At 56.4% G+C, this 26368-nt stretch carries 29 protein-coding genes and 1 tRNA gene; 15 read left to right on the forward strand and 15 right to left on the reverse strand.

Features of this window, described 5'->3' with window-relative positions:
* Positions 1 to 9: 9 nt before the first annotated feature.
* Both TPEN_RS04265 and TPEN_RS04270 read right to left on the reverse strand, forming a co-directional pair.
* A complete protein-coding gene (locus tag TPEN_RS04265) occupies positions 10 to 1368 on the reverse strand; it encodes a phosphohexomutase domain-containing protein (RefSeq protein WP_011752492.1) in 1359 nt (452 codons plus the stop codon).
* A complete protein-coding gene (locus TPEN_RS04270) occupies positions 1365 to 2531 on the reverse strand; it encodes a nucleotidyltransferase family protein (protein ID WP_011752493.1) in 1167 nt (388 codons plus the stop codon). Before TPEN_RS04270 ends, TPEN_RS04265 begins: the two co-directional genes overlap by 4 nt.
* A 457-nt stretch (positions 2532 to 2988) precedes the next feature.
* Between TPEN_RS04270 and TPEN_RS04275 the strand changes: the two genes are divergently transcribed.
* From TPEN_RS04275 to TPEN_RS04285, 3 genes are all read left to right on the forward strand, one after another.
* Positions 2989 to 3507 carry a hypothetical protein gene (locus TPEN_RS04275; RefSeq protein WP_011752494.1) on the forward strand — a complete coding sequence of 173 codons (519 nt, stop codon included), beginning with the start codon at positions 2989 to 2991 and terminating at the stop codon, positions 3505 to 3507.
* Positions 3508 to 3556: 49 nt separating this feature from the next.
* Positions 3557 to 4378: a DUF92 domain-containing protein gene (locus TPEN_RS04280; protein ID WP_011752495.1), complete on the forward strand. Its 822-nt coding sequence runs from the start codon at positions 3557 to 3559 to the stop codon at positions 4376 to 4378.
* Positions 4379 to 4457: 79 nt separating this feature from the next.
* Complete coding sequence (locus tag TPEN_RS04285) at positions 4458 to 5702, forward strand: NfeD family protein (RefSeq protein ID WP_052885134.1); 1245 nt, start codon at positions 4458 to 4460, stop codon at positions 5700 to 5702.
* A 7-nt stretch (positions 5703 to 5709) separates the two neighbouring features.
* On the opposite strand, the gene TPEN_RS04290 is transcribed toward TPEN_RS04285, so the two are convergent.
* Positions 5710 to 6567 (reverse strand): hypothetical protein, encoded by an 858-nt coding sequence (locus TPEN_RS04290; protein WP_011752497.1) that lies wholly within the window; start codon positions 6565 to 6567, stop codon positions 5710 to 5712.
* 103 nt (positions 6568 to 6670) lie between these two features.
* On the opposite strand from TPEN_RS04290, the gene TPEN_RS04295 reads away from it, so the two are divergent.
* Complete coding sequence (locus tag TPEN_RS04295; RefSeq protein ID WP_011752498.1) at positions 6671 to 7540, forward strand: SPFH domain-containing protein; 870 nt, start codon at positions 6671 to 6673, stop codon at positions 7538 to 7540.
* 14 nt (positions 7541 to 7554) lie between these two features.
* Here the strand turns inward: TPEN_RS04295 and TPEN_RS04300 are convergent, their stop codons facing one another.
* From TPEN_RS04300 to TPEN_RS04325, 7 genes are all read right to left on the reverse strand, one after another.
* Positions 7555 to 8238 carry a polymer-forming cytoskeletal protein gene (locus TPEN_RS04300; RefSeq protein WP_011752499.1) on the reverse strand — a complete coding sequence of 228 codons (684 nt, stop codon included), beginning with the start codon at positions 8236 to 8238 and terminating at the stop codon, positions 7555 to 7557.
* 1 nt (position 8239) lies between these two features.
* A complete protein-coding gene (locus tag TPEN_RS09965) occupies positions 8240 to 8377 on the reverse strand; it encodes a hypothetical protein (protein ID WP_011752500.1) in 138 nt (45 codons plus the stop codon).
* Complete coding sequence (locus TPEN_RS04305) at positions 8374 to 8727, reverse strand: hypothetical protein (protein ID WP_011752501.1); 354 nt, start codon at positions 8725 to 8727, stop codon at positions 8374 to 8376. Before TPEN_RS04305 ends, TPEN_RS09965 begins: the two co-directional genes overlap by 4 nt.
* The gene (locus tag TPEN_RS04310) at positions 8714 to 9019 is read right to left on the reverse strand and encodes an ArsR/SmtB family transcription factor (protein ID WP_011752502.1); all 306 of its coding nucleotides are present in this window, start codon (positions 9017 to 9019) and stop codon (positions 8714 to 8716) included. The genes TPEN_RS04305 and TPEN_RS04310 overlap by 14 nt, the downstream gene beginning before the upstream one ends.
* A 109-nt stretch (positions 9020 to 9128) precedes the next feature.
* Complete coding sequence (locus TPEN_RS04315; RefSeq protein WP_011752503.1) at positions 9129 to 9905, reverse strand: class I fructose-bisphosphate aldolase; 777 nt, start codon at positions 9903 to 9905, stop codon at positions 9129 to 9131.
* Positions 9902 to 10285 carry a cyclophilin-like family protein gene (locus tag TPEN_RS04320; RefSeq protein ID WP_011752504.1) on the reverse strand — a complete coding sequence of 128 codons (384 nt, stop codon included), beginning with the start codon at positions 10283 to 10285 and terminating at the stop codon, positions 9902 to 9904. Before TPEN_RS04320 ends, TPEN_RS04315 begins: the two co-directional genes overlap by 4 nt.
* 16 nt (positions 10286 to 10301) lie before the next feature.
* Positions 10302 to 11234, reverse strand: a complete 933-nt coding sequence (locus TPEN_RS04325; RefSeq protein WP_052885135.1) for a sugar phosphate isomerase/epimerase family protein — start codon at positions 11232 to 11234, stop codon at positions 10302 to 10304.
* A gap of 58 nt (positions 11235 to 11292) precedes the next feature.
* Between TPEN_RS04325 and TPEN_RS04330 the strand changes: the two genes are divergently transcribed.
* A complete protein-coding gene (locus tag TPEN_RS04330) occupies positions 11293 to 12174 on the forward strand; it encodes an AEC family transporter (RefSeq protein WP_011752506.1) in 882 nt (293 codons plus the stop codon).
* A gap of 24 nt (positions 12175 to 12198) precedes the next feature.
* Here TPEN_RS04330 and TPEN_RS04335 read toward each other — a convergent pair whose 3' ends face one another.
* The gene (locus tag TPEN_RS04335) at positions 12199 to 13158 is read right to left on the reverse strand and encodes an isoaspartyl peptidase/L-asparaginase (RefSeq protein WP_011752507.1); all 960 of its coding nucleotides are present in this window, start codon (positions 13156 to 13158) and stop codon (positions 12199 to 12201) included.
* Positions 13159 to 13312: 154 nt separating this feature from the next.
* Between TPEN_RS04335 and TPEN_RS09970 the strand changes: the two genes are divergently transcribed.
* Complete coding sequence (locus TPEN_RS09970) at positions 13313 to 13483, forward strand: hypothetical protein (protein WP_011752508.1); 171 nt, start codon at positions 13313 to 13315, stop codon at positions 13481 to 13483.
* A 233-nt stretch (positions 13484 to 13716) separates the two neighbouring features.
* Positions 13717 to 14976 (forward strand): Glu/Leu/Phe/Val family dehydrogenase, encoded by a 1260-nt coding sequence (locus tag TPEN_RS04340; protein ID WP_011752509.1) that lies wholly within the window; start codon positions 13717 to 13719, stop codon positions 14974 to 14976.
* Here the strand turns inward: TPEN_RS04340 and TPEN_RS04345 are convergent.
* Both TPEN_RS04345 and TPEN_RS04350 read right to left on the reverse strand, forming a co-directional pair.
* Positions 14973 to 15563 carry a COG1361 family protein gene (locus TPEN_RS04345; RefSeq protein ID WP_011752510.1) on the reverse strand — a complete coding sequence of 197 codons (591 nt, stop codon included), beginning with the start codon at positions 15561 to 15563 and terminating at the stop codon, positions 14973 to 14975. The genes TPEN_RS04340 and TPEN_RS04345 overlap by 4 nt on opposite strands.
* A gap of 44 nt (positions 15564 to 15607) precedes the next feature.
* A complete protein-coding gene (locus TPEN_RS04350; protein ID WP_052885137.1) occupies positions 15608 to 16093 on the reverse strand; it encodes a hypothetical protein in 486 nt (161 codons plus the stop codon).
* Between the two features lie 95 nt (positions 16094 to 16188).
* On the opposite strand from TPEN_RS04350, the gene TPEN_RS04355 reads away from it, so the two are divergent.
* Complete coding sequence (locus TPEN_RS04355) at positions 16189 to 16920, forward strand: DUF2208 domain-containing protein (RefSeq protein ID WP_011752512.1); 732 nt, start codon at positions 16189 to 16191, stop codon at positions 16918 to 16920.
* Positions 16921 to 17058: 138 nt separating this feature from the next.
* Positions 17059 to 17155 (forward strand) — tRNA-Gly (locus TPEN_RS04360).
* Positions 17156 to 17166: 11 nt separating this feature from the next.
* On the opposite strand, the gene TPEN_RS04365 is transcribed toward TPEN_RS04360, so the two are convergent.
* Positions 17167 to 17751: a methyltransferase gene (locus tag TPEN_RS04365; RefSeq protein WP_187146358.1), complete on the reverse strand. Its 585-nt coding sequence runs from the start codon at positions 17749 to 17751 to the stop codon at positions 17167 to 17169.
* 67 nt (positions 17752 to 17818) lie between these two features.
* Between TPEN_RS04365 and asnS the strand changes: the two genes are divergently transcribed.
* The 4 genes from asnS (at position 17819) to TPEN_RS04385 (ending at position 22380) form a co-directional block, all read left to right on the forward strand.
* Positions 17819 to 19111, forward strand: a complete 1293-nt coding sequence (gene asnS / locus TPEN_RS04370) for an asparagine--tRNA ligase (RefSeq protein ID WP_011752514.1) — start codon at positions 17819 to 17821, stop codon at positions 19109 to 19111.
* Between the two features lie 144 nt (positions 19112 to 19255).
* Positions 19256 to 19501, forward strand: coding sequence for a FeoA family protein (locus TPEN_RS04375; protein WP_011752515.1), 246 nt, complete (start codon positions 19256 to 19258; stop codon positions 19499 to 19501).
* Positions 19494 to 21581, forward strand: coding sequence for a ferrous iron transport protein B (feoB, locus tag TPEN_RS04380; RefSeq protein ID WP_011752516.1), 2088 nt, complete (start codon positions 19494 to 19496; stop codon positions 21579 to 21581). The genes TPEN_RS04375 and feoB overlap by 8 nt, the downstream gene beginning before the upstream one ends.
* 1 nt (position 21582) lies before the next feature.
* Positions 21583 to 22380: an anaerobic ribonucleoside-triphosphate reductase activating protein gene (locus TPEN_RS04385; RefSeq protein ID WP_011752517.1), complete on the forward strand. Its 798-nt coding sequence runs from the start codon at positions 21583 to 21585 to the stop codon at positions 22378 to 22380.
* Positions 22381 to 22397: 17 nt separating this feature from the next.
* Here the strand turns inward: TPEN_RS04385 and TPEN_RS04390 are convergent, their stop codons facing one another.
* A complete protein-coding gene (locus TPEN_RS04390) occupies positions 22398 to 24245 on the reverse strand; it encodes an MFS transporter (protein WP_011752518.1) in 1848 nt (615 codons plus the stop codon).
* A 246-nt stretch (positions 24246 to 24491) separates the two neighbouring features.
* Here TPEN_RS04390 and twy1 point away from each other — a divergent pair, with 246 nt between their 5' ends.
* Positions 24492 to 25553: a 4-demethylwyosine synthase TYW1 gene (twy1, locus tag TPEN_RS04395; protein WP_245534187.1), complete on the forward strand. Its 1062-nt coding sequence runs from the start codon at positions 24492 to 24494 to the stop codon at positions 25551 to 25553.
* Positions 25554 to 25569: 16 nt separating this feature from the next.
* Positions 25570 to 26292: an endonuclease NucS gene (nucS, locus tag TPEN_RS04400; RefSeq protein WP_011752520.1), complete on the forward strand. Its 723-nt coding sequence runs from the start codon at positions 25570 to 25572 to the stop codon at positions 26290 to 26292.
* Positions 26293 to 26368: the final 76 nt, after the last annotated feature.

Here is a 26368-nt window from a genome sequence, read left to right on the forward strand (position 1 = left end):
AACCTGACCCTAAGAAAGGCTACTGACGAGCTCGTTTAAGCGCTCAAACTCCTTCTTTACCGCTTCTATGGCGTGCTTGTTCTCAGCGTCTCCGGATACGAGGAGTTTCTCGCGCTCGTAGTCATACGTTAGCTTCACCCATACGCCGTCAGCCCTGTACTTTATGCTAAGCGGCGAGAGAGCGAACTCGCTGAAAAGCGAGAATATATACTCTAGTACCCTCCTGCTCCTCTGCTCCTCCAAGTCTATCTCGAGCGTGTACTCACGCATCTCCGGGAGAGTTTCAATTATCGTTGAGAGCCTAACCTCCTGCGTCGAGAGTAGCTCGAGGAGCTTGCCGATGAACAGCATCCCGTCGGGCGAGTAGGAGAACTGGGGGAAGATGAACTCGCCGGAATCGGTAGCGGCGATCCCAGCCTTAATCTTCTTGACCCCCCTCGCAACGTCCCCGGCGAGCCCTTTCACCCTCAGCAGGTACAGCTTGTTTTTCTCGGCGGCTACGTCGACGATCCTACCCGCGGAGTCGGATACCGCTATGCGCGCCCCCTCTGGTAGCATTAGCGCCACCGCGGCTACCAGCTTGTCGGGGTCGACGATCCTACCCTTATCGTCGACTATGAACACCTGAGAGGCATCCGCTGAGAGCGCTGCGGCGAAGGCGGGGGAGGAGGCTCTCGTGATATCCTGGAGCATCGCTATGTCACGGGGAGACGGGAGTTGCTGGGGTCTCACCCCGGGCGGAGGCCTGCCTGCCTTCACGGCTACGAGCCTGGCCCCCAGGCTTCCTACAAAGTTCGGCAGGACATCGGAGGCGGGACCGTAGTTCACGTCGACTATGACTAGCGGCTCTTTCGCAGCTATGGGTGACGTATCGATGAAGCTCGCCGCCGACGTGACGTAGATGTCGTGTATGTACTCCGCGTAGGAAATCCAGCCTATCCTGCTCGGGATGCTCCTCACTATGTGCTTTGTCTCGTACATGTCGAGTATGTCGGCAAGCTTTTCGTAGGACAGTTCCACTCCTCCGGCGTCCACGATCTTCACTTGTATCCCGTCGGTGTTGTACGGCGCAACCGAGAAGTGTACCCCGGCCTTTGCTCCGAACCTCTTCACGGCGAAGGCCAGCTCTGGTAGCGTCGCCGCGTGAAAGTCGATCACGGAGTTACCTGTCGACATGAGTCCAGACGTGAAAGCCCTCTTCAGCATCCTGCTGGGAGGGTACAAGTCGCGCGCGGCGACAACGAGCGCTCCTTCACCGAGTATCGTGCCGAGCACTGCTCCCAGCTCAGCCATGTTCTCGGGTGTTAACTGAGTGTTCGCAACTCCGTAGATCCTGTTGTTGTAGATCGGGAAGGGCCCTCTCTTCACGCAACCATCACCTCGATCCCGCCGCCAATCCTTGTCCCCGGACCCACGATGCTTCCCTCTTTAACAACGACCCCCTCTCCTAGCACGCTGTTCTCCCTTACTACAGCGCCCTCGCCTACCTTTATACTTTTTGCTAAAACGCTATATCTTACATGAGCACCTCTTTCCACCGTGTCTTCACCCATAAGCACCGAGTAGCTTACATGAGCCTCCACACCTATATGGGTGTCGCTTCCGATGACAGCGTAGGGACCCACCTCCGCGTTCTGGGAGATCCTCACATTATCCCCGAGGGCGACCGGGGGTATTATCCTGGCTCCCGGCGAGACCTCTACCCCCTCCCCGACATACACACCGTCCACGAACCTACCGTAAGGTCTTAGTGGGCTGGCGTGCCCTGCCAAGAGATCGAAGTTCGCGGTCAGGTAGCTTTCAGGCCTCCCAACGTCTATCCAGTAGGTCTCCTCGGCAAGCCAGCCCTTCACTCTGTAGTTGTTTTCCAGGAGCCATGGGAACACGTTTTTCCCGAAGTCCATGAGGTGGGGGTTCTCCCTGAGCACATCGAGTATGTCGTACCTAAACGCGTAGAAGCCGGAGTTAGCCAGGTTGGCGAAGAGGTTAACCTTCCTGCTTGTACCCGTAAAGGCGAATGCGAGCGAAGCGACGTACATCTCCTGCACGCCGGGCTTTTCGAGGAAATGGAGCACTGCGCCGTTACCGTCTAGGAGCACTGCGCCGAAGTCTCTGAGCGACTGGACCTCTATGAGGGCTATGCTCGCGATAGAGCCCGAGCTTTCGTGGAAATAGGCGAAGGATCTGAGATCCATGTTTGTTACTACGTCTCCCATAGTTACCAGGAAGTCTTCGTCGATGTAGGAGGCGCACTTGCGCACAGCGTCAGCCGTATCGGCGGGGTTGAGGGGAGGAGCAACTATCTCTAAGCCTTTATCCATCCAGCGCGCCACTAAATGGTTGACTATTTTCTCTCCAAGGTAGTTGACTGCCACTATTACCTTTTCAAACCCATGCCTGTAGAGCAACGAAAGTATGTGGTCTAGTATCGGGACGTTACCCACGGGGAGAAGCGGTTTCGGAGTGGTGAGAGTTAAAGGTCTAAGCCTAACACCCTTCCCGCCGGCAAGCACAACTGCCGTCTTGATCATTCCAAGAGAAAAATGCTTAACTAGCTTTAAAAGCTTGATGTTGATTGAGGATTTTTCAACAGGAAACATTACTCCATACACGCGGGAGAAGGCTGAAAGCACGAATCTTCCCACGTTTACAAACCAGAGAAAAAAAGGAGTTTTTGCGTCAGCCCGAGCCCCTTCAGCTCCTCGACGCCCTCTCCAGCTCCTTGTCTTCCTCGACGCGCGGGGTTGCGCCTCTCACGGAGGCTAGGAACTCCTCTACTGCGTTCAACGCCTCAACGGCGCGCGAACCCCTTGCGAAGGCGGAAGCTGGACAGTACCCCAATGCGCAGAGCCTCGTAGAGCGCCTCGAAAAGCTGGGGGACGAAAACAACTAAAGAGTAAGACCAGCAGGGGAAAAGCGCCCGGCTCCTTCTCCTGCACAAACAAGCCCGAAGCACTTAAAACGGGCGCTTCGTCACAAAGCACGCGTATGGAGGATCTAGAGCCTTTAAGCGCGATGGGGCTCTTCGTAGTTACGAGGAGGCTCGAAGTCTACCAGACGATAATCTTCGACTACTTCGACAGCGAGAGCTACTACTACGGTCTATCGGAAGACATGGAGAAGCTGGAAGCTGAGCTCAGGAAGCTGGCGGCGTCTATGCAGAGCTTTCTCGACGAAGAGGAGGTCATCCTCAACGGGGCGCGCGTCAGGCCGCGCGTCGTAGGGGTAGACCTAGGCTTTAGATCGTCTCCCGAGGAACCCTTCATAACCTATTTTATTTACTTTAGGGGGAAGCCGGTCAAAGGGGTAAACTACTACGAGAACATTTACGAGAACACGGTTGCAGAGTACCCGATAACCGCCTACTGGTTCTTTCCGCCGAGGAGCAGTGTAGGAAAAGTGGAGGCAAGCGGCGAGGTCGAGATTATAGGGTCGAACATCGTTGTTTTGAGAGTCGACGAGGGCGAGAAGATCTACGGTTACGAGAGAATCGAGTTTACACTTTAACCGAACCGACACCGATATTTAGTGCTCGGAAATTGAGGCTTAGACGCGTATGGAGGCTTGGCAGGGCTTCGCGATAGGCGTAATCCTAGGCGTGCCCCTCGCGGCCTACGCTAGGAGGAAGAAGTACCTAAGCCGGAGCGCCGCCGCTGCGAGCGTGATTTTCTCGGGGCTCTACATGGCTGGCGGCATTGGAGTTTTCGCGGCTTCTCTCTTCTTCTTTTTCTCCTCTTCTGCTTTGACGAAGCTGGGGTACGACTTGAAGAGGAGGATGAACGTCTCCGAGCCCGAGGAGGGGAGAACGCTGATGCAGGTAGTGGGCGCGGGCGGGGTGGCGGCTCTCTACTCGTTGCTGAGCGCTCTCTCCCCTCAAAGCGCCCGTGTCCCGCTCCTAGTCGGCGCTTACGCGGCGATAGCGTCTTCGAACGCCGATACGTGGGCCTCGGAGCTCGGATCCCTGTCCGGGAGAAAGCCGCGCCTGATAACGAACCTTTCCGTGGAGGTGGAGCCGGGGACCTCGGGCGGCGTAACCCTGCTCGGCGCGCTAGGGTCCCTGGCGGGATCCCTCCTAACGGGCTTAGTGGCGCTTATCGCGAGCTTGCTAGGAGCGTCCCCGCCGCTCGGCGTAGCCACCATCGCGGTTGTAGTAGTAGCGGGGTGGCTGGGAGAAGTCCTCGACAGCGTTGTGGGGGCGACGCTTCAGGTAAAGTACTACTGTCCGAGGTGCGGGGTACTAACGGACAAGAAGGTTCACTCTTGCGGAGCGACGACGGTGAAGTACTCCGGCTCGAGTTGGGTTACAAACGAGGTGACGAACATAATTGCAACCCTCCTTTCGAGCACTTTCTCCTGCGTCGTTGCGGCACATCTGTAACGGCCTTCCTAACGAGGAGCATGCACGCGCGCCGCGCGCACCATCGAAAGGCATATGATGCGGACGCTCGAAGAGTATCGTGGAAGGGAGGATGAAGGGTAGGGTCGGCGTCTTCATCGCGTTTAGTGTCTTCCTGCTTCTATGCGCAGTGGCTTACGCTCAGCCGAGGGTCGTGGTTGTAGACTTGGAGGGCCGTATCGACGAGGGTGCGTACTATACCGTTAAGAGGGGTCTAGAGGAAGCCGACAAGGGCGTGGTGGTCGTGGTTATCCGTAGTTACGGCGGCTACCTGAAATCCATGGACAAGATAGTCGAGCTACTCGTATCCTCCGAGGCGAGGACTATCGCGTGGGTCCCCCCGGGGGAGAGGACCGTGTCGGCGGCAGCCGTGATCGCTCTTTCAGCCCAGAGGCTCTACATGGGTAAAGGCGCTGTTATCGGGTCGATCAAGCCGTACCCTGACGACCCTAAGACTGTGGAGTACGTTGTAGCCAGGGTAGCCGCTTTACTCTCGAAGAAGGGGGTTAACGACTCCAGGGGTCTTGCCAGGAGGCTCGTGGTCGACGCGCAGAGCTTTACGAGCGACGAGGCAGTTGCAACCGGCATAGCGGATGGAACGGCGGACAGCCTCGCGGAGTTACTGCAGAAAGAGGGTCTAAGCTTTGCCAGCGTCCACTACGTATCCGGCGACTTAGTCAGCGACTTACTCTCGGTGCTGCTGGACCCAGCCCTAGCGGTGTTGCTGGCACTCCTGGGGGCCATGCTCCTGCTCTTAGAGTTCAAGGTTACGGGATTCCAGGGATGGGGGGTGATAGGGGCAGCCCTCATAGTGATCTCCCTGTACTCCTTCGATGTTATAGGCGTAAGCCTTAGCACGTTCATACTGGCGTTGCTAGGCATAACCCTGATAATAGTCGAGCTCGCCAAGCCAGGGGTTCAGGTCGCCGGCATTGCAGGCGTAGCCTTAATAGCCCTCGCTGTGATACTCGAGTATGCTTCGCGCCCCTACCCTGTTTTCACTCCCAACGTCCTGGTAGTAGCGGTTCCCCTGGCGATCCTAGTCCTCCTGCTTGCCGTGGTAATTTCGAAGGCACTGGAGACTGTAAGGATGAAGGCTCCGAGCCTTCAGGAAAGGCTTATCGGGAAAATAGGCGTCGCCAAGACGCGGATAGAGCCCGGGAAGAGGGGCGTAGTTTACGTCGACGGGGAGGACTGGACCGCTACTTCTGAGTACGTAGTGGAGGAAGGAGAGAGCGTAGAGGTTGTCGCTTTGGATGGGTTGTTCCTAAAGGTGAAACCGGTACGGCGGGAGCACTCGCAGTGATACTCACCTAAAGCAGTAGCTCCTCCATCTCGACGGCCTCCTCTAGGACCCTTTTAAGCACCCTTTTCAGCTTCACCTTGTTTGACGGAAGCTTGAGCTCCTTTGCGAGGTAGTACTCGAAAAACCCCCTAAGCATGTCCAGGCTCTTGCTGCTCACGTAGACTTCTTCGCTCAGATCCACGAACGGCTTGAGGTGTGTCCGCAGGAAGGAGACGAACCTTCTTGGGCTTCTCTCCATCCTTTTAACCTCCTCCTCCGAGAGGTGGACCACCTTCTCGGCGGAAAAGTAAGCCTTTACGGGAATAATGACGTCCGTGATGTCGACATCCCACCCCTCCAGCTTCGAAAAGAAGCTGTCGAACTCCTCCACCGTTCTCGGGTACCTCTCGAAGTCGCTTCCTCCGTACGACATCCAAGTCTCCTCGATCATTTCATCGATCTCGGAGGCCAAGTCGTCGTCGCTGGGCAAGCGGTGCGCCGTGTGCTCTACCCCCTCCTTCCGTGCTCTTTCTATTGTCTCGTCGAGCAGTTTTCTCAACTCGTCCAGCACCCTGGGGTCCTTTCTCTTAAAAAGCCTGCGGTAGTTCCTCCTAAGCCACTCGTAGAACTCGAGGGGGTACGAGGGCTCCTCGTCTATAAGCGAATGCCACACGAGCTCCTCGCCGTAAAAGATCACCCTGTAGCCGTCGTTTTTCTCACACCTCGCCGTAATGCTTGGGTCTATGCCCCACTCGATATAGCTAACGATCTCGTCCAGCGTAGCTCTCCCGGAGAAAAAGTCCTCGATGCTCCTCCTCGAGACACTCTTCCTGAGATACGCGGGGTCTATAAGAATCCTGTAGCCGCGTGCCCCCTCCCTCCTCACTCTGAACCCCTTGAAGCTGGGAGGCTTATTTCCTAGGAAGAATATATTCTTTAAGAGCGCTAAAAGTATTTATCTAGAATCTCGGAAGTACTACTGATACGGCATGGACGTAGCTTCCCTGATAATCCTCTTCGTTGTACTCCTAATACTCGCCTGGATAATCGCAAGCTACATCCGAATAGTACCGGAATACCAGAGGCTCGTCGTTCTACGGCTCGGCCGAGTAGTAAGGATTGCGGGACCAGGCCTCGTAGTACTAGTACCTTTCATAGAGCAGGGCATAGTAGTAGACCTCAGGGAGCAGTACATAGAGGTAACGAAGCAGACGTGCATTACAAGGGACAACGCCCCGGTCGACATAGACTTCCTGATATACTTTAAGGTCGTCGACCCCAAGAAGAGCGTAGTAGAGGTGCAAGACTTCCGAGGCGCAGCTGTAGGCATCGCGACGACTACCTTGAGGGCGGTGGTCGGAGACATAGAGCTCGACCAGGTCTTAGCGAAGCGCGAGTACATAAACGAGGTTCTCAGGGAAAAGCTAGACGAAGTCACCGCTAGGTGGGGCGTAAAGGTCACGGCCGTGGAGATACGGGAAATACTACCTCCCAAGGAGGTCCAGGACGCCATGATCAAACAGATGAGCGCCGAGAGGAACCGTAGGGCGATGGTGACGGAGGCTGAGGGTAAAAGGGAGGCGGCCGTGAAGGTAGCCCAAGGAGAGAAGGAAGCGATGATACTCAGGGCTGAAGGGGAGAAGCAAGCGGCAATACTCAAGGCTGAGGGGCAGGCTCTCGCGTTGAAGTACCTCGACGACCAGGCGAAGGTTATAGACTCGAAGACTCTCCTGTTGCAGTACTTCTCGACGCTAAGAGAGGTGGCCTCCTCCCCTGCAACGAAGATCGTGCTACCCATGGAGCTCTTCAAGTTCCTTAAACCGTTCGAAGAATACCTCGAAAAATCGTCCCAAGCGTAGATCTAAGAAAGAAACTATTCTTTTTCTACACTCCCGGAGATGTTACCACGGACCTCCCCGCCTCTCCTTAGAACTACCTTCTTAGCATTCACGTCGCCCTCTATCACCACGCCCTCTACATCGACGATGTTTTCCGCCTCTATCCTTGAAACTCTGAAAACGGGTATTTTCTTCCCGAAGAGCTTCGAAACGAAGGTTCCGGAGAGCAAGCCCCACTTTTCGCTCTTCACGGTGACGTCCGTGGCTTTCACCAGTCCGGCTTCCGAGTCGTCCGATAACCTGAACTCGGCCCACCCTGCCTCTACATCTCCAACTCTGAAGCTTCCGCTTAGGCGTAGATCCCGGGCTTTAACCCTGCCAGCCCTAAGTGAGCCCGCCACTTTGAGCTCCTCCGAGCTAAGCTCGCCTTCAACGATCGTTGCCCCGGAGAATCTCGCCGACTCCGCCTTCACGCTCCCAGAGAACCTGCACGAACCAGCGCACCTTACCTTCTCTGCGGACACGTCGCCCTCGAACCTAGCAGAGCCGGATACCGATACGCTTTCCGCTTCGAGGTCTCCGTCAACGACGCCCGAGCCCGCTATGGTGACTTTCTCGTAGACTCCCCCGCTCACCACCCCGCTTCCCGCTATAGTGACCCTTCCACCAACACCTCTCTTTCTAAGCGCCCTCTCATACCTGTCCAGCAGGTCCGACAACTTACTTCACCCCAGCCTCTTCGAGTATCTGCTTGATGTCGGAAAGTACGTCCTTTATCTCCCTGAGGCGCTTACGTATCAGCTCCTCGACCTCCTCGTCGGAGAGGTCGACGTACTTAGGCTTCTCTTTCTCGCTCACACCCCCATCCCTCCCTTCAACAGGTCCCTTATCTCCTCGAGAAGCTTCTTTATCTCGTCGAGCTCCTCTAGCATAGCCCTCTGGCGCGCACGGTAAACCTCGAGCCTTTTCTCGAGCTCCCTTCTCTCCCGGGGGTCTTCTTTCCCGACGAAGGGCTCTGCGAGGTTAAAGACAAGAGAGAAGAAGGCTATGACTCCGCCTACAACGAGGCTGGCGATAAGCCCTACAGCCGCGAAGACTGGGTCGATGGATTTACTGGTAACGCCTTGTACTAGTTGGAGCGGGACGTAGACTAGCAACAAGGCGGAGACGACGACCCCGAGTAAGGGTACAGGGTTAGGGATTTTCAAGCTTCTCACCCATCTTCCTCAAAACCTCCGGGGAAATCTTCACCTCGAAGTCGCGTAACCTGTAGATCCTCTTCGTTCTTGGCCCTTCGACGTAGTACGATTCCACGAGCCCCGCTTTCTCCAGAATCGATAGGTGTAGGTACGTTAAGGGGTACGACAGGTTAAGCATCTTCGAGAGCTCGTAGGCATAGCGCGGCCTGACGGCGATCAGGGACAACATCTTCAGTCTTATCGGGTTGGCCAACACTTGCAACACCTCCGAGAGCTCTTCGATTCCAGCGGTATCTCCCATCTGGTCATCGAGTACTAAATTCAGATGTAATATATAAATTTTACTTTACACTATTTGTGCACAGAAGCTTCCGACTAATTGGGCAAGAGAGGAAAAGGGGAAAGTACTGCTACTGGAGTCCAAGCTCTTTTAAAGCTTCCTCGCTGCTCTTTCCGGAGTGAATAACCAGCATGAAGGCCTCGGTAGCCTTCGCGGGGTCCTCGTGCTGGAAAATATTCCTGCCTATAGCTGCTCCCGCCGCGCCCTCGCTGACGGCTTTCTCAACCATTGTCAATGTCTCCTTTAGGGAGGCCTTCTGCCCGCCGAGAACTACCACGGGTGCCGGTACACTCTGGGTGACCTTGGAGAACCCGCTTCTGTATACAGTTTTCACAATGTCTGCGCCGAGCTCGACCGCTATTCTCGACGCGTAAGCAACCACGTCTACGCCGTACTCCTGGAACTGCGGAGGTTTAGGCACGACCTCCGCCATGACGGGTACGCCGTAGTCTTCTGCTTCCTCGGCTACCCTCGCCAGCTTCTCCCAGAGGCTCTGCTCATTCCTGCTACCGGGGTATACCATGACGCTTACAGCGTCCGCACCTGCGCGTACGGCTCTCTTCACCGAGGATATCAGCCTATCATCTGTCTCGTCGAGGCTCTTAACGGCTCCTGTGCCGTCGATGCGCGCTACTATGAAGACCTCGGAGAGCAGGCCGTAGTAGCGCTCGATCATGGCGGGAGTGACCATGACGGCGTCCGGGCGCGCCTGCAGAATCGTTGAAAGTGTCTTGCCGAGATCTTCCAGGCCCGGGATTGGTCCGTGGCGTCGGCCGTGGTCCAGCGCGACTATCAGCGCCTTCCCGTCGCGGAAGAGCCTTTTAATCCTAACAGCCTTCCCCGTCATGGCTCGTACTCCACCCTCACGGGCTCGCCGGACCTAACCCTCTTCAGCCTTTCAAGGTCGCCGACGACCCTTCCGATTACGTTCACCGGGCTCGCAGGCCTTATTTCGCCACCTCTGCTCGCCGGCGTGGGGCCGAAGAATATGCAGAGAGCCCTGCCGGGAGGCCAGTAAGCCACATCGCCCTTTTCCACAACTTCCTGACCAACCTCCTGCCCGACCCTAGCCGGGGTAGAGAAGTAAATTTCGTCACCCCAAAGGTTAACCCTGCTCTCGAACGGCGTTGCTTTTACTATCGCGTCGAGCGTCTTAGGGTTCTTCCCCGTCAGCTCGACTTCCACGACGCCTATGCTTTCCGGGAAGATTACCTTAAGCTTCGGCACCGCTACCCCACCCCCGTTAGAGCTCGCTCTCAACGAGCCTGAGGAATGCCTCGTAGAGCACGCCCTTCGCGGCCTCCACGGGTTCGCGCCAGTGCTGACCTTCCTCCGGCTTTACTTCGAAGCCCACGGCCCCTGTGTACCCTATCTCGAGCAGTACTTTGAGGAGCTCCTTCACGTCTTCGACCCCATTGACTGCTCCGGGCCTGTAAAAGCCCGGGTGCCAGTCCACTAGCCGCCCGTCGGGTAGGCGCTTAGCGCACCCTATGTGGATATGCGCCAGGTAGCTCTTCGCTAACTTGAGGTCGGAGGGCTTCTCGCCGAGCATGGGGGCGTGGCTCAGATCCCAGAGCAGGCCGAAGTTTCCGTGCTCCTCCCTTACGCTCTCTGCCACTTCTACCGCCTCCCTGATAGGCCCTATGAGTTGCTTTTTGTCCCAGTCCCTGTCGAAGGTCTCCAGTATGACTGTTACCCCGAACTTCTTCGCCTCGCCCGCTATCTCCTTCAAGCTCTTAATCAGGGCGTCCTTGGCTGCTTCGCGGTTCTCGGGGCCCGGGTCCGGCCCGCTGGAAAATGCAACCTTGCTTATACCCCTCTCTGCCGAGGTCTTCACTACTTCGACGAGCTTGCTTACAGCTTTCTTTCTCTCAGCTTCCACGAGGGAAGAGGGGTTAAAGCCCTGCATCAATACGAGGGGTTGGACCCCGCTCGCAACCTCCACGCCGCTTGCCTTCACAAACCCCTCAACAGCCCTCCAAGCCTCGTCGCCGAGGAGCTGAACCTCTATCACGTCGAAGAACCTGTCCGAGGAGAGAGTGGAGAATGTCTCCTTTAAGGCCTGAATATCCTCCTTAAGTACGGGCGGGTTGGCCATAAACGCAACGATACTAACTTTCCAGGGGAAAGAGTACACGGCGTCTACGCCTCTCTTTCTGAGAGAAACTGCGAACATGCGAATCGTGTATTTTCGCCTCGGCATGCATAAATCCTTTTTGTAATACTGTTTCTGGATGATCAAGGAGCTGCTTGACGTCTACGTACCCATCGCGAGTGGACTAGCATTCGGGTACTTGAGCAGGCCCGGTGAAGGCGAGCTGAGGCTATTCGCGAGAACCGTGCTCTACGTCTTCCTCACACCGCTCTTATTCACGTCTACCTACCAGAGGTTATCCTCGTCTCCGGCCTCCGCCCCGCTCGCACTTACCGCTTTAAGCGCTTCGCTCGTCGTCCTGACGTTCGCTATCGCTACTAAGCTTCACGGAGACCCAGAGCTCGTGCTGGCCTCTATGTACGCAAACGCCGGGTACATACCACTGGGCATAGCACAGTCATACTGGGGGAGCTACGGCGCATCGGCTGTGGGCTTCTACATCCTCGGGAACAACTTCGCGTCTAACATCCTAGCACCGCTCGCGCTCGGCGGCGAAAGCGGGAGGCTCAGCCCGCGGAAGGTGCTCGCCTTTCCCCCCGTGTACGCCATCCTAGCCGCCTCAGCGCTGGCGCTAGCCGGCGTAAAGCTCCCCGAGCTTTTGCTAAGCCCGCTAGCCACTCTCGGAGGCGTCGCGCCCACAGTGGCGCTCGTGCAGCTCGGGATGGAGGTAGGGGCAAGCGTCGACGCGAACATCGTCGACGGGCTTAAAGCCTACTTCACGCGTCTCTCGGTCTCAGTACCGCTAACCCTGCTTTTCGTGGAGGCAGGTCTAGCGACGGGCATCGACGCCAAAATCGCCATCGTAGAGTCTGTGATGCCCAGCGCTGTGTCCTGCGTCGTCATATCCCGCGAGCTGAAACTGGATTCGAGGAGAGTAGCGGGCGTTGTATTCACGTCTACGCTCGTCTCCACGCTCCTCGCGCTACCAGTTACCCTGTGGCTTCTGAGCTTCACGCGTTAACACGCTCGCTCATCCTTGTGAACGCTACCTAGAGCCTTCTAGCGACGCTCTAGGCATGCCCTTCGATACCGAAGCCCACCCCCTCACGAACACCTCGCAGTTCGTGTACTCGGCGTAGGACCCCGACCCGTCAATCGCTATGACTCCGACAGTGTTCTCCCCGAACTTGCTGGTAACGCTGGAAACAACCTCTCTAAGAGCATCCTCGACGCGCGCACCGCTCCTCACCAAGGAGGCGATCCGCGCCGCGAGCGTCGACCTCAGGATGACCTCTCCGATACCGGTCGCGGAAACGGCGACCACGCCGTTCTCGGCGTAGACCCCCGCTCCGGGGATTGGGGAGTCTCCCACTCTGCCGGGTAGCTTCAGGAAGAGCCCACCCGTCGACGTTGCGGCAGCGAGGTTCCCTTCGGAGTCTATCGCAACCGCGCCGACCGTGTCTCCGAGAAAGACTTCGGCCACGGAGTAGTTCCTGCTCCACAGGTAGTACTCCTTGCTTGCCAACAGCCTCCTGTACTCCTCATACCTCCTGAGAGCCCTCGGAGAAGGTCCCGGGTGAGGCTCGAAGCCTAAACGCTCGGCAAGCGCGTCTGCCCCCGGTCCAACCAGCAGTACGTGGTCGGTCTTCTCCATGACTACCCGGGCGAGAGACACAGCGTTCCACGTCCTCCTCAGGGATGCAACAGCACCCACGGAGAGGTCCTTCCCCCACATTATCCCGGCGTCCAGCTCCACCTCCCCCTTTAGGTTCAGCGCAGCCCCCTTCCCTGCGTTGAAAACGCCGGAAGCCTCCATACTTTTAACAGCCTCCTCCACGGCGTCGAGAGAGGTTCCACCCCTGAGAGCCTCGAGCCCCCTCTTCAACGCCTCGATCAAGGCATTCTCGATCTCCCTCTTCTCCTCGGGCTCGATCTTTCTCGCTCTTCCAGCTCCACCGTGCACCGCGACCGTTGGGATTATGTTAGCGCACACATCGCTCTTCAATTTAACCAGGGTTAAAAACTATGCTCACGACGCACGGGCTGGAGTGTCGAAGATGTTAAAGTATAAAACCAGCCGGGAAAGGTGCCCGACTTTTCCTTGCGTAAAGGGAGCGAAAAATCTATAAGGGGCCGTCTAGCCTTAACTTCGAAAGCCTATGAGCCTAAAAGCCTGGCTAGAAGAGGAGGAAGAGTTCCCAGAAGAAGAGGAGGAATGGGAGGAGGAAGAGGAAGAAGAATGGGAGGACTTCGAGGAAGAGGAGGAAGAGGAATTCCCCGAAGAGGAGGAAGAGTGGGAGGAGGAAGAGGAAGAAGAGGAAGAGTTCTAAGAGCAACCTGCCTAGAACCCTAGGTATTTTCTCTACACTCTTCGGGAAACCCCCGAAAAGATGCTACTTGTTGCTTTGACACAGCATCAAAGCCTGTAGCTTGAAAAGAGTCTTCGTTGTTACTGCTTTTTTACATTTGAAGAGAAAAAAATTTATACCGCATAGCACTCGTCAGGGTGCAGTATATATGGTTTTGCTTATATACAGGTCTTGCGTTTAAGTAAACGGTAAACATGACTTACGAAAACGACCCCGTGTATCAGATGGCCGTCAAGCAGCTGACAGAGAGCGCGAAGATCCTCAACCTCCCCGAAGACGTAGTGGAGGTTCTGAAGCACCCTGAGAGGCTTCTGCACGTGAAGATCCCGGTGAAGCTGGACAACGGTAGGATAGCAGTTTTCCACGGGTGGAGAAGCCAGCACAACAGCGCGCTAGGCCCGTACAAGGGAGGAATACGCTACCACCCGAACGTCACGGAGGGGGAGGTAGTAGCTCTCTCCATGTGGATGACGTGGAAGAATGCTCTGGCTGGCATTCCCTACGGCGGAGGAAAGGGAGGAGTTAAAGTCAATCCCAAGGAGCTTTCACCGAGGGAGCTCGAAGAGCTTTCGAGGAAGTACTTCGCGGCGATATCCAGGATCGTGGGAGAAGACATAGACATCCCGGCGCCCGATGTCTACACGAACCCCCAGACTATGGCTTGGTACATGGACGAGTACAGCAAGATAGTGGGCTACAACGCCTGGGGAGTTGTCACCGCGAAGCCCAAGGAGATAGGCGGCCTGTACGCGAGGATCGTGAGCACAGGTCTAGGCACTGCTATCGCGGCAAGAGAGGCTGCTAAAAGAGTGCTCGACGGTGTCGAGAACAAGACAGTAGCCGTGCAGGGGTTCGGCAACGTAGGGATGTACGCCGCTAAGTACCTGAGCGAGTGGGGAGCAAAGGTCGTCGCCGTCACCGATAGCAAGGGCGGCGTGTACAACCCCGCAGGGCTGAACGTCGAGGAACTGATAAAGGTGAAGGAGGAGACAGGCGCGGTCGCGAACTACAAGGACTACAAGAAGACAATCACGAACGAGGAGATACTCGAGCTCGACGTGGACATACTTATCCCGGCGGCAGTCGAGAACGTCATAACGAAGGACAACGCGCCGCGCGTGAAGGCGAAGATCATAAGCGAGGGAGCGAACGGCCCCACGACGCCTGAAGCCGACGAAATACTGAGGAAGAAGGGCGCAGTGGTGGTACCAGACATACTCGCCAACGCTGGCGGAGTCGTCATGAGCTGGATCGAGTGGGCGAACAACAGGATGGGGAACTGGCTGACGGAGGAGGAGGCCCTGGCGCGACTCGAGAAGAAGATGGTCGAAAACTTCAACACGGTTTACAACGAGTGGCAGAAACGCTTCCACGAGTACCCAATGCGCGTAGCGGCATACGCTATCGCCGTAGAGAGAGTCGTAACAGCGATGAAGCTTCGCGGCTGGATCTAAACATCGTTAAAACTTTTCTTCTTTTTCTTCTCCTTGGAACGCCTCCTAGACACCATGTAGTACGCAATCGGTGTGGATAGTGCTAGTATAGCTAGCACCGGGGTCCACTCGACCGAGGATTGCCGGGGCGCCTCGCGGGGTTGGACGGCTACGTCGACTGTGGTTATTACCGGGTCGTGGTTATCCGCAACCGCCGTTACGATGATCCTTCCCCGCTCCGCCTCCCTACATGCAACGAACACTGTGAATCTTCTGAGGCTGTGGCCCGGGAACGTACCAAGGAAGAATGTCAGGTTCTTCTTCCAGTTCTCCCCGTCCGTCGACAAGTAGGCACACCCCGCAGCCACCACAGACAGGTAGGTGTTTTCAGCGGGAGCGTCGCCCACGTTGGATACCGTGCACACGAGTACTCCTACGGATCCCTGCGTGATGTTCAGAGACGGGGGAGCGTATACCAGGAGCCTGGGGTATCCTTGAACCTCGACGCGGGGAGATTCGCCCCTAAGAGTGCCCGCGGAGAAAGCGTTAACTGCTAGAAGCGTGGCGAGGAGTAGCAGTGAAAGCCCTAGTAGCACGCGCCGGCTCATATCAAGTAACCCGTGAGTGTTGCTCTTAAGTATAACTTGTGCCCTTACGGAGGTGTTTTCTGAGCCTCGCACACCACCAGCACCTCGCTGGAACCCCCGACTGGTAGGAGTAGGTCGTACCTCTCGCTAAGGGAGGATCCGTTCGTGGCGTACACTTTCCAGCTACCGTTACACGGCTCGCCGCGGACGGATTCTACCCACACGCGCACCCCGTCGCTTCTCACGGCAACCTCGTAGTGCTTCGAGATCACAGCGAGTAGCGTGCTTCCGGAGAGGTACGTTCCGTTTGTGCATGTCATCCGTGACAGCTCGGTGGAGGAGTTGACGGCGAGGCATACGCGTACGTTTACGGGGGAGTAAGCATCGACGGAGTAGCTCTTCTCCACCGCGCCGAGGTATTTCAAAGCGTTGTCCAGAATCCTGGAGGTCTTCTCCAGTGTTAGTAGTAGGTAGGATGCCAAAGCAATCGATAGGACGGACATGAGTATGCCCAGCAACGCCAGTAGCTTCGCGTAGCTCATCCCGCCCACCGACGCAGACTACGTAAACTTCGCAGGCGCTATAAAGTCTTCTCGACGCGCGCGGCTACGAAGCTTTATAAGTACGCTTATCTTCTGGAAAAGGTATGAGTAGAGCGCTAATACTACAGTATCTCCTCGGCCTCGTCTTGATGGTACTCTTCGCTTACATGAACGCGAACTACCCGGATAAGACGTGGCTTTTCTTTATTCTCTACTTCACGGCTTTCATGGTTATAATGATGGTTGTAACTGGGCGTCACGCGAGGAGCGTCTTGAGGGACCTTGAAGAGGTGAAAAGCGGGGAAATCCTCTACTCTTCAAAGCCCGACGAAGTGCTTAAACTCAGGGAAAAAGACTTCCAGCTCACCCAGCCGGAGCTCATGGCACAGTTCAAGGCAAGCATGATCCCACTTTTATCGCTAGTAGTATTTATCCTCGTATTCTACATACCTGGCTTCAGGGAGTTCTTTACAGGTCTAGGTAAGAGCATGGCTTTAGACGAGAAGACGGCGAACTTTCTAAGCTTCCTCGCGCTCTACGGGTTCTTCTACGCATTCTCCTTGGCTACGGGGCTCTACGCGCGCAGGCTTCAGTCAAAGACGGGCTCTCTCATTATTGCTACATCTTACACTGTAACCTCCAAGGGGATCATAGTGGACGAAAGAACCCCGGTGAAGTTCCCCTGGAAAGGCGACATCATCGTTGACTCGAGAAGGAAGTTCGTACAGCTAAACATAACCCAACAAATAATGGGAACATCAATCACGCAGAAGATCAGGCTCTACAACCCGGAGCCAAGCAAGCTCGCCAACATACTAAAGAGCTACAAAGCATAGCATCCACAGTGCGCATCGCCGAGGGCATGGGGCGCGCGAGGCTTTTAGGTGCGTAGCCGCATAACCGTCTATGCAGACCCGCTATGCAAGTGTGAGGAAAAGCTTTTAAGCATGCTTTTTTTAATTCCTTGAACTTTGGCGGCCGTAGTCTAGTCTGGTAGGATGGCGGCCTGCCACGCCGCAGAGCCCTGTGTAGGCGCGGAGAACCCGGGTTCAAATCCCGGCGGCCGCACCACTTTTTCACGCTTATCTTCTCCGGGGGCGAACTACTAGGTACGCGCAGACCTCGTCGATCGGGGTACGCGCGCACAGCAATATCTTTCCGATCGATAAGCCGGTGAGGTTGCTAGCAGAGTAAACCACGGGAGCCCCTGGCTTAGCTATTCTGACAGCGTTGACGAGCATTTTCTTGAAGATCGACAAGTCCGAGCCCCCAGCGACCGGGACGTCTTCCGGCTTTTCGGAGTCGACGGGCAGGTAGGGAGGGTTCGTGAAGACGAGCCCCGCACTGCTAGACCTCAAGCAGCTTCCAGCGTCGCAGAGCACGAAGTCCAGTAGCCCGTCGAGGCTGTTTCTCCTGGCGTTCGCCTTAGCGGCGCGTAGGCAAGGCTCGCTTACTTCCACCCCCACCGCGTAGGCTCCGCGCTTCGCGGCTAGTAGTGCAAGCGTTCCGACACCCGTCCCTACCTCCACGGCTACTTCTGCACTGGGAGAAGCCTCTAGTACGCGCGATACAAGCCAGGTGCTGTAAGTACCTATAGGCGTGAAGCACCCCGGGGGGACTAAGAGAGTTAACCCCAGGAACCTCGCGAATTGGGCGTGTAGACGCATGTAAAGCCTGAGCATGAGCAATAGAAATGTTAAAAGCACCCTATTAGTGATCGAAGGTGGACGCTCTATGTCCACAGCCGTTAAGCCGATACGCGAGGCTTTAAGGCTTCCTGCAGGCTCGCAGGTGACCGTGAGGGGGTGGGTTTACCGTAGGCGCGACCTCGGGGATAAAGCCTTCGTGGTGGTTAGGGATTCAACCGGGATAATACAGGCTGTCTTTACGCCAGAGTCTCCGGGGCACGCCTTGGCGAGAAAGGTGACCGTGGAGTCCTCCGTGATCGTTGGGGGAGCTCTGAGGGAGGATCCCAGGGCGCCGGGGGGCAAGGAAATAGCCGGTAGAAACATAGAGATAGTTGGGCTCGCGGAGAACTTTCCGATCAGAAGAGACGCGTCGAGGGAGTTTCTACTCGAGGTTCGACACCTTGCCGTGAGGAGCAGGAAGATGACCGCTGTTTTGAAGCTGAGGAGCACAGTCTTCGAAGCTCTCCACGAGTGGTTTAGGAGCAACGGTTTCTACGAGGTTCACTGCCCGATGTTCATATCGGCGGCGGTGGAGGGCGGGGCCACGCTTTTCCCGGTGAAGTACGTGGACGGGAGCACGGTTTACTTAACGCAGTCTTCCCAGTTCTACCTCGAGGCGCTCATCTACAGCTTGGAAAAAGTTTACACCGTGGCTCCTTCTTTCAGGGCGGAGAAGTCGAGGACGAGGCGCCACCTTACGGAGTTCTGGCACGCGGAGGCAGAGGTCGCGTGGACGGGGCTAGAAGGAATACTGAAGGTAGAGGAGGAGCTCGTCTCGCACATAGTTAGGAGGGTCTTGGAGAAGAACCGGGAGGAACTGGAGCTTCTCGGGAGGAACCTGGAGCCTTTGAAGAACGTGGAGCCCCCCTTCCCCAGGATTAGCTACGACAAGGCGATAGAGATACTGCAGGGTAAAGGTTTAAACGTGAAGTGGGGCGACGACCTGGGGGCGGACGAGGAGCGGGCACTCACGGAGGAGTTCGACAAGCCTTTCTTCCTTTACGGCTTCCCCGTCGGCGTGAAGGCTTTTTACCACAAGAACGACCCCTCGAGGCCGGAAGTAACTTTGTCCGCGGATCTCCTAGCTCCGGAAGGCTACGGCGAGATAATAGGCGGAGGGGAGAGGATAGAGAAGCTAGAAGAGCTACTGGACAAGATCAAGCAGTTCGGGCTAAACCCGAGCGACTACGAATGGTACCTGGACCTCAGGCGCTATGGCACGGTGCCACACGCCGGCTTTGGGCTCGGCATGGATAGGCTCGTAACTTGGATAGCGGGGCTCGACCACATAGTTGACTCTATACCGTTCCCAAGGACGGTTACGCGCACCTACCCCTAGTTTCTCGCTATAGGTATACGGCTCCGGGCACTTTTTCGAAGAACCCATGAGTCGCCTATGCACGGGAGGCTGGCGTTCTCGTCTTTCGCGCGCATGCGACAAAGCATATAAGATGCTCACGCAGTTTCAAAGGAGGGTATGACGATGGCAAGCCGCGGTTACGTGCCGCTAGCGCTCGTCCCGCCAGGTAGCGTTGTAAGGCTAGTCGAGGTTCAAGGCGGTCATGGAGTGTTGAGGAGGCTGTTCGAGCTCGGAATACTTCCGGGCGTGGAGTTCAGAGTGGTTTTCAACGGCGCGGGTCCAACGGTGATAGAGAGGAACGGGGCTAGGCTGGCGCTTGGAAGGGGTATAGCGATGAGACTTCTAGTCGAGGTGGTGCAGAGTGGCTAAAGAGGTTAGGGTGGCGCTAGCCGGCGCCCCCAATGTCGGTAAAAGCACGCTGTTCAACGTGCTTGTAGGGGCTCATAGGTTCGTAGGCAACTGGCCGGGAAAAACTGTGGATAGGTACGAGGGAGAGGTGGAGCACCACGGCGTGAGGATACGCTTTATCGACCTGCCGGGAACTTACAGTCTGAGCGCTCAGAGCGAGGAAGAAGAAATAGCTAGGGACTTCATCGTGAACGAGAAACCGGACACCGTGATAGTAGTCGTGAACGCTGTGTCTATGGAGACCACAATGTACCTCGCCCTTCAAGTCCTCGAGCTATACGATAAGGTGGTTATTGCCGTCAACAAGATCGATGTAGCCGCGAAGATGGGGGTACACATCCACGTAGAGAGGCTTTCGAGGCTACTCGGAGTACCGGTTGTACCCATCTCGGCGCTGAAGAAAACGGGGCTCCACGAGCTACTGGAGGCAACCCTGGCGGTCGCCACCGGTAGCCTAAGAACGAAGAGGCTAAAGCTATCCTACGGCATCCTCGACTACTACGCCGGGCAGCTCTCCGGGAAGATCTCCAAGTGCGGCGCCTTGGGCAACGCGCCCCAGGAGTGGCTCGCCCTGAGGCTACTTGAGGGCGACAGGCAGATCGAGAGGAAGGCCCGAGAGGCGTGCCCGGATGTTCTCGAAGAGGCGTTAAGGCTTAGGAAGATCGTCGAGGACGAAACGGGGAAGAGCCCCTCCTTGCTAGCTGCGAGTGCGCGTTACAGTTTAATAGCGAAGGTACTCGAAGAGTCCGTCCACGCGGAGAGGGTAGTTACGCCTGCTTTTACGGAGAGGCTTGACAGCTACCTGCTCCGCCCCGCGATAGGCCACTTGGTACTGTTCCTACTCGTGCTGGGATCCCTCGTATTAGTGCTGGGGCTGAACACGGGTTTTCCGATTAAGCAGATAGCTGAGGCTCTAGGCATGGAGGAGCTCGCATCGATATTCGAACAATACACGCTGAGCGGTCTCCTGTCGTCGCTCTTCGCGTCGCTCGGGGACTACCTAAGGACGCTGCTCGCCAGCCAGGGTTTCCCCGAGTGGGCTGTCTCTTTGGCGGTCGACGGTATACTGGCGGGAGTCGGGGGTGTGCTATCGTTTCTGCCATTAATCTTCCTGGTCTTCGTAGTGTTCGGCTTCTTGGAGGATACGGGGATCATGGCCAGGATAGCCGCGACTTACCACAACCTCATGGTCCGTATCGGGCTCTCGGGGAAGGCTCTTATGCCCCTCCTCCTGGGCTTCGGGTGTAACGTTCCAGCGATAATGGGGACCAAGATACTCTCCACGGATAGAGAAAAGGTGCTCGCCTCCCTGCTGGCGCCTCTAATACCGTGTCAGGCCAGGCTCGTAGTCTTGCTACTACTAGCTTCGGCTATTCCGAACCCCTTGGTCTCCGCCTTCCTCCTCGTGTTCATCTACGCATACGCCCTCCTCCTTGTAGCCGCTCTTGGCTATGTTTTCTCCAAGTTGTTCTTCAAAGCGGAGGAAGAGCCGGAGCTACTGGTAGAGCTGCCGCCTTACCACAGGCCAAGCCTCAGGGTTATCTGGTGGTATGCCTGGGACAATACCCTGCATTTCCTCAAGAAGGCAGGGGTCATAATATTCTCGCTGTCGATCGTCGTCTGGATACTCATGAGCACAGGCCCCGCCGGTTACACGCAGGACGTAGGCACATCCTATGCCTACCTTATCGGCACAAGCCTCGCCCCGGCTCTAGCGCTCGTAGGGCTAGGGAAGTGGCAGGTAGCGCTAGCGTTGCTCTCAGGCTTCATAGCTAAGGAAAGCGTTGCCTCAACGCTAATAATCGCCACCGGGGCGAATACCTTTAGCGAGGCTTTCTCGTCTCTTGGACTGAACACGGCCCAAGTAGCCTCACTGATGGTATTCGCGACGCTGTACACGCCGTGCCTCGCAACGGTTTCAGCGTTCTACGTCCAGACAAGGAACATTAAGTACGCCTTGCTGCTCGTGTTCTACGAGCTCCTTATAGCTTTCGCTTCGTCCTTCACAGTATACAGCCTGCTCAGCGCGCTGGTGCACTGATATGCGCGAGCACTCAGAGGACGTACTACTGATTGGGGGCTGGAAGGAGACGAGCATGGTCGACGTGCTTGAAAGCGTATCCTTCACGCTTTGGCTTTCCTACTGCAACTTCAGGTGTCCTTGGTGCGCTAACAGCAGGCTTGCGAGAGGGTTGGAGGTTCGCAGGGCGACCGTTGACGAGATAGTATCCGCAGTTTCGCGGGCCAGGGCTTTCGTTGACTACTTCCACGTGACGGGCGGAGAGCCTACGTTGCAGTACAGGAGGCTTGAGAAGCTCTTCGAGAGGGTTAAGACCGAAGTTGGATTGCCGCTCAGCTTGGACACCAACGCCTCCATCCCATCGGCGCTTGAGCACCTTCTGAGAAGCGTCGACGTTGAACACGTAGCAGTAGACGTCAAAGCTCCGCTGGACGACCCGATGCTTTACTCCCAGGTGGTGGGCCTGCCTGCGAAAGTAGCGGAGAAAGTAGTGAATGACGTCAGGAGGGGCATAGCCATTGCTGGTAGACACGCCCGCTTCCTGGAGCTGAGAACTCTCCTCGTACCCGGGCTTCTAGAGCCCGCGCACCTGGAGAGGATAGCGCGTCAGCTCTCAGAAATGGAGCTGAGCGCGCAGCGCATAGCATATGTTGTACAGCAGTTTATACCCTACGAGGGAGTACCGGAGGAGTACAGAGGGAAGCCGAAGACCCCCAGGGACGTCGTAGCGAGTACCGCTAAAAGGGTGGCGGAGATACTTCCGGGGAAATTCGAGGTATGGTACAGGACCATCGAGGAAGGAGCGGTGAGGGTGCGGTAAAGCTGGCATCTCGCGCGCTAGGCGCCGAACCGCGCGATTCTATCGGGAGGTAGGGCGGCGTGCCGGTAGCTGATTATCCTGATGATGTCGGCGGCGTCCTGGAAGTCGTCGCTCGTTAGCTCTAGCAGGTTTACAGCTTCCATGAGGCTCAGCGCCGACATGATGTCGATCTCGTTTTCGTCCAAGAGCTTTCTAATCATGTGTATTGCCTTTATCCTTAACTCGTCGACCCTCCTCTCTCCCGCGTCTATCTCGATCGAAGCGCGCACCGCGTAGAGTGGGGATAGGCTGAGCACGCGCAGGTTTTCTATGAGCATGTCCGCCAGCCTGATGTTCTCGTTCAACATTTCCAGCAGGAGTTGCTTCAAGTCCCGGAGTTTTTCGCTGTGCTTCACCCATAGAAGCCTCTCGTTGCACTCTATAACCGCGCCGGCGACCTTGTCGATTTCCTCGACGAGCCTCTCGAAGTCTATTCTGCTGGATGTGGGTAGCAACCCCGAGTAAATCCTCCAGGTGACTTCCCTCTTCACGGCGTCTGCCTTCCTCTCCATATCCTTTAACACGCGTATCCCCGACTCCAACTCCTCTGCGTAGCCGCCGAAAGCTTTCTCCACGAGTTTCTGCTGGTACACAAGCACGTCCCTTATTATCTCAACGTGCCTTATGACGAGGTTAAGGAAGGGCCACGTAGGTCTCGTTTCCCTGAAGACGATGGAGAAGGCTGCTGCCGTTACTACCAGCATACTCCCGATATCTATGAAGACGCTATCCAGGGAGCTGGGCGCAACCGAGAGTATAAGCGTGGCGATAAGCGCTCCAGTGGCGTAGCCCGAATCCCTTAACGCGCGGTAAACCCCTACCGCTAGGTCCCGCCCTTCCGGGGGCGTCATGTCTGCCACGGGTGCAGGCAGTATCGGGTAGTACATAGCGTAGCTTAAACCCATGACCAGGACTATGAGCAGCATCTCTGGGAAGTTACGCGTGCCCGGCAAGGCTATCAAGAGGGCGCCGTTGATCATCAACCCAAGGGTTGCCAGCGCGCGCCTGCCGACCCTATCCGAGAACGAACTCCAGAAGGGCATAGTAGAGGACCACACGAGTAGCAACAGGGACTGCGCGAAGCCTACGTGATACACCTGGAGACCCTTGGCGACCATGTAGACCGGGATAACACCCCATGCAATGCTATCAGCTACCTTCGCCATATGCGCCGCGAGAAGGGCTGACGCCGTGCTAGGGTTCGAGAAGAGTAGCTTCACGATCTCCGACGTCTTCATCGTCGTCGAGAAGCGCTCCCGCTCCTGCAGCGTGTACTGCATAGTTTCATGCGAGCTGGCAGCCGAGACCACGCCTAGAACAGAGGAAGCGAGAATCACGAACAGCGTCGCAGGTGCCCCTAGGGAGCCGTAGACAAGCCCGCTAACGAACGCTCCGATAGAGTAACCGAAGTAGCACGCGCTCTCGATGTATCCGAAGCTGAGCGATGAACGCTCGAGCCCCAGAATGTCCCGGATTGCGAGCGCACTGGTAGCGAAGACGAGCCCCTCGCCGGCTCCCACGAAGATGTTGCCTACCAGGAAGTTAAGCGGGGGAGGGAGTAGCAATAGGGCTACCGCACCCGTAGTGTATACCAGCGTTCCCGTCAGCAGGGACTTACGCCTACTCTTCCCCGCGTACAGCCCCGTGAACAGGTCGAACGTAGCCTTGAAGGCGCCGAACGAGACTATGGGCAGAAGGAAAGACCCGCCAGCTGCGTGCGAAGCCACACCAAGTATGGTTCGCTGCACGCCTGTAGCTAGCCCGACGAGTATCTCAGTTAAGAGTACTAGAGCCATCGCGATGCTCTCGCGTCTCAGGGACCCCACCCAGAATCTTACTGCACAAAACTACATAAATCTACTTTTATTGAGTAAATATAATGTGTAATAGATTCTATTTAACAAGTCGTATTGCTAGATAGTTTTATACCCGACGACATGGAAGCCGTCTCCTCGTCGTGCACGTTGCGTGCAAGGAAAGCGGGTGCCCGGCTCTTCCTCTTATGCAGCGTTTAAGAGTCTGAAAAGCAACATTTAAGAATAAGGATCCCTGGAGATATGTCAGTGTCACCAATGCAGGAGGCGCAGCGCCTAGACGTAGCGAGGTACCTCAGGGCTGGCTACAAGCTTGTAGGAAATCACAGCGCCGTTGCTGTGTGCAGGTGGACGAGGTCTGCGTTGCGCGGTGAGAGGTTATGCTACAAGAGCTGGTACGGCATACAGAGTCATAGATGTCTCCAGATGACGCCTGTCCTTAACTTCTGCGACTTTGCCTGCAAGTTCTGCTGGAGAATGCACCTACCGGGCCGCTTCAAGCTCCCGCCGGGTTGGCGGTGGGACGAGCCTGAGGACATCATAAACGGGAGTATCGTGGCGCAGAGGCTCCTCTTGATAGGCTTCAAGGGGAACCCGAAGGTGTCGAGGGAGAGGTTTCTGGAGGCGATGTTTCCAAGGCATTTCACAATAAGCCTGGACGGCGAGCCGTCACTCTACCCCAAGCTTGCCGAGCTCGTGAAGAAGGTGAAGGAGCGTAACTTCACGGCTTTCCTCGTAACGAACGGGTCTATACCCATAAGGCTAGAGGAGCTCGTGAAAAGAGATGCCCAGCCGACGAACCTCTACCTGAGCCTTTACGGACCAAACAAGGAGGTCTTCACAGCGACAGCTGACCCGAGGATTCCGAACGCCTGGGAGAACGTTTTGAGGAGCCTCGAGCTCCTAGACAGGTTCACGGAGAGCAGGACTGTTCTCAGGCTTACGATGGTGAAGGATTTGAACATGGTAGACCCCGAGGGCTACTCGAAGCTTATTAAGCTCGGGAACCCCATGTTCGTCGAGCTGAAAGGCTATACCTGGGTCGGGGAGAGCCAGAAGAGGCTACCTATATCAGCCATGCCGACAATCGAGGAGCTCGAAAAGTTCGCAAAGAAGCTGGAAGAGCTGACGGGCTACAAGGTGAAAGTGGAGGACGATAAAAGCCGGGTAGTAATGCTAGTGAGAGACGAGGATGTCTGGGAGAGGAACCTGAAGATGGTCGAGGAGTGGCGCGCGAGGGTCGCAAAGCTTGACGAGTCCTGGCGCTCCAAGGTCGAAGACTTCACGATGGAAGAGCACGGCAAGATCCTCTACTACTAGACGTGCGTGAGCAGGCATGACGGTAGTCGAGGAACTTCGGGCAGCGGTGAGCTCCAAGAAGCTTGTGGTTCTCGTTGCGAGGTGTACTGTCACGTACGAGGGTAGGGCTTCTTCGAAGCTTGAAGAAGGAGATAGGGTCATTCTAATCAAGGAGGACGGCTCCGTAATCGTTCACAGGCCGGTGGGCTACGAGCCCGTGAACTACCAGCCCCCTGGAAGCGTGGTCTCGGTGGAGGGCGACGACGATGGCTTCAGGATTATCGTCACCCGCACTAAGAGAAGGGAAAGGCTCCTCATAGAGGTGCACAGCGTGAAGCACTTCTTCTCCGCTAAGCTCGAAGACAGCGCTCGGTTTACGATGTGGGGGGACGAGGAGGACTTAAGAAGGGCGATCCTCGCAGACCCCTCAAAAATGCTCGGAGAGAATCTGAAGCCTGTAGGCGCAGAGGTCTCCCTGGGCTCGGCCGGCTTCGCGGATGCCGTGTTCGTAGACTCCGAGGGGAACCTCGTCGTAGTGGAGGTTAAGCGTGAGAAGGCCAGCGTCGAGGCAGTCTACCAGCTGAAGCGCTACGTGGAGAGGATAAAGAGGGAGACGGGGAGGAAGGTGAGGGGGATCCTGGCAGCGCCCGGCTTCACGGTGTCGGCGATCAGAGCCCTTAAGGCTGAGGGCTTGGAGTACAGGCAAGTCAGCATGAAGGATGCCAGGGAAGTGCTGAGTCGGTTGACGGCCTTCTGGTAAACGCCGGGACACAGACACAGAAAGAGGTATCGCGTGCGTGCGCGACGCTTAAATACGTGCGAATAAAGGAGTTATT

This window comes from Thermofilum pendens Hrk 5 (assembly GCF_000015225.1).
GTDB lineage: Archaea > Thermoproteota > Thermoprotei > Thermofilales > Thermofilaceae > Thermofilum > Thermofilum pendens.

Coding starts and splice junctions, on each gene's coding strand:
- TPEN_RS04325 (WP_052885135.1), bottom strand. CDS start 11,234: ATGTTCGCAGTTTCTCTCAGAAAGAGAGGCGTAGACGCCGTGTACTCT.
- twy1 (WP_245534187.1), top strand. CDS start 24,492: ATGCAGGAGGCGCAGCGCCTAGACGTAGCGAGGTACCTCAGGGCTGGC.
- TPEN_RS04340 (WP_011752509.1), top strand. CDS start 13,717: ATGACTTACGAAAACGACCCCGTGTATCAGATGGCCGTCAAGCAGCTG.
- TPEN_RS04355 (WP_011752512.1), top strand. CDS start 16,189: ATGAGTAGAGCGCTAATACTACAGTATCTCCTCGGCCTCGTCTTGATG.
- TPEN_RS04280 (WP_011752495.1), top strand. CDS start 3,557: ATGGAGGCTTGGCAGGGCTTCGCGATAGGCGTAATCCTAGGCGTGCCC.
- TPEN_RS04315 (WP_011752503.1), bottom strand. CDS start 9,905: ATGACGGGGAAGGCTGTTAGGATTAAAAGGCTCTTCCGCGACGGGAAG.
- TPEN_RS04375 (WP_011752515.1), top strand. CDS start 19,256: ATGGCAAGCCGCGGTTACGTGCCGCTAGCGCTCGTCCCGCCAGGTAGC.
- TPEN_RS04275 (WP_011752494.1), top strand. CDS start 2,989: ATGGAGGATCTAGAGCCTTTAAGCGCGATGGGGCTCTTCGTAGTTACG.
- TPEN_RS04295 (WP_011752498.1), top strand. CDS start 6,671: ATGGACGTAGCTTCCCTGATAATCCTCTTCGTTGTACTCCTAATACTC.
- asnS (WP_011752514.1), top strand. CDS start 17,819: ATGTCCACAGCCGTTAAGCCGATACGCGAGGCTTTAAGGCTTCCTGCA.
- TPEN_RS04270 (WP_011752493.1), bottom strand. CDS start 2,531: ATGATCAAGACGGCAGTTGTGCTTGCCGGCGGGAAGGGTGTTAGGCTT.
- nucS (WP_011752520.1), top strand. CDS start 25,570: ATGACGGTAGTCGAGGAACTTCGGGCAGCGGTGAGCTCCAAGAAGCTT.
- TPEN_RS04365 (WP_187146358.1), bottom strand. CDS start 17,751: ATGCGTCTACACGCCCAATTCGCGAGGTTCCTGGGGTTAACTCTCTTA.
- TPEN_RS04330 (WP_011752506.1), top strand. CDS start 11,293: ATGATCAAGGAGCTGCTTGACGTCTACGTACCCATCGCGAGTGGACTA.
- TPEN_RS04385 (WP_011752517.1), top strand. CDS start 21,583: ATGCGCGAGCACTCAGAGGACGTACTACTGATTGGGGGCTGGAAGGAG.
- TPEN_RS04310 (WP_011752502.1), bottom strand. CDS start 9,019: ATGGGAGATACCGCTGGAATCGAAGAGCTCTCGGAGGTGTTGCAAGTG.
- TPEN_RS04345 (WP_011752510.1), bottom strand. CDS start 15,563: ATGAGCCGGCGCGTGCTACTAGGGCTTTCACTGCTACTCCTCGCCACG.
- TPEN_RS09970 (WP_011752508.1), top strand. CDS start 13,313: ATGAGCCTAAAAGCCTGGCTAGAAGAGGAGGAAGAGTTCCCAGAAGAA.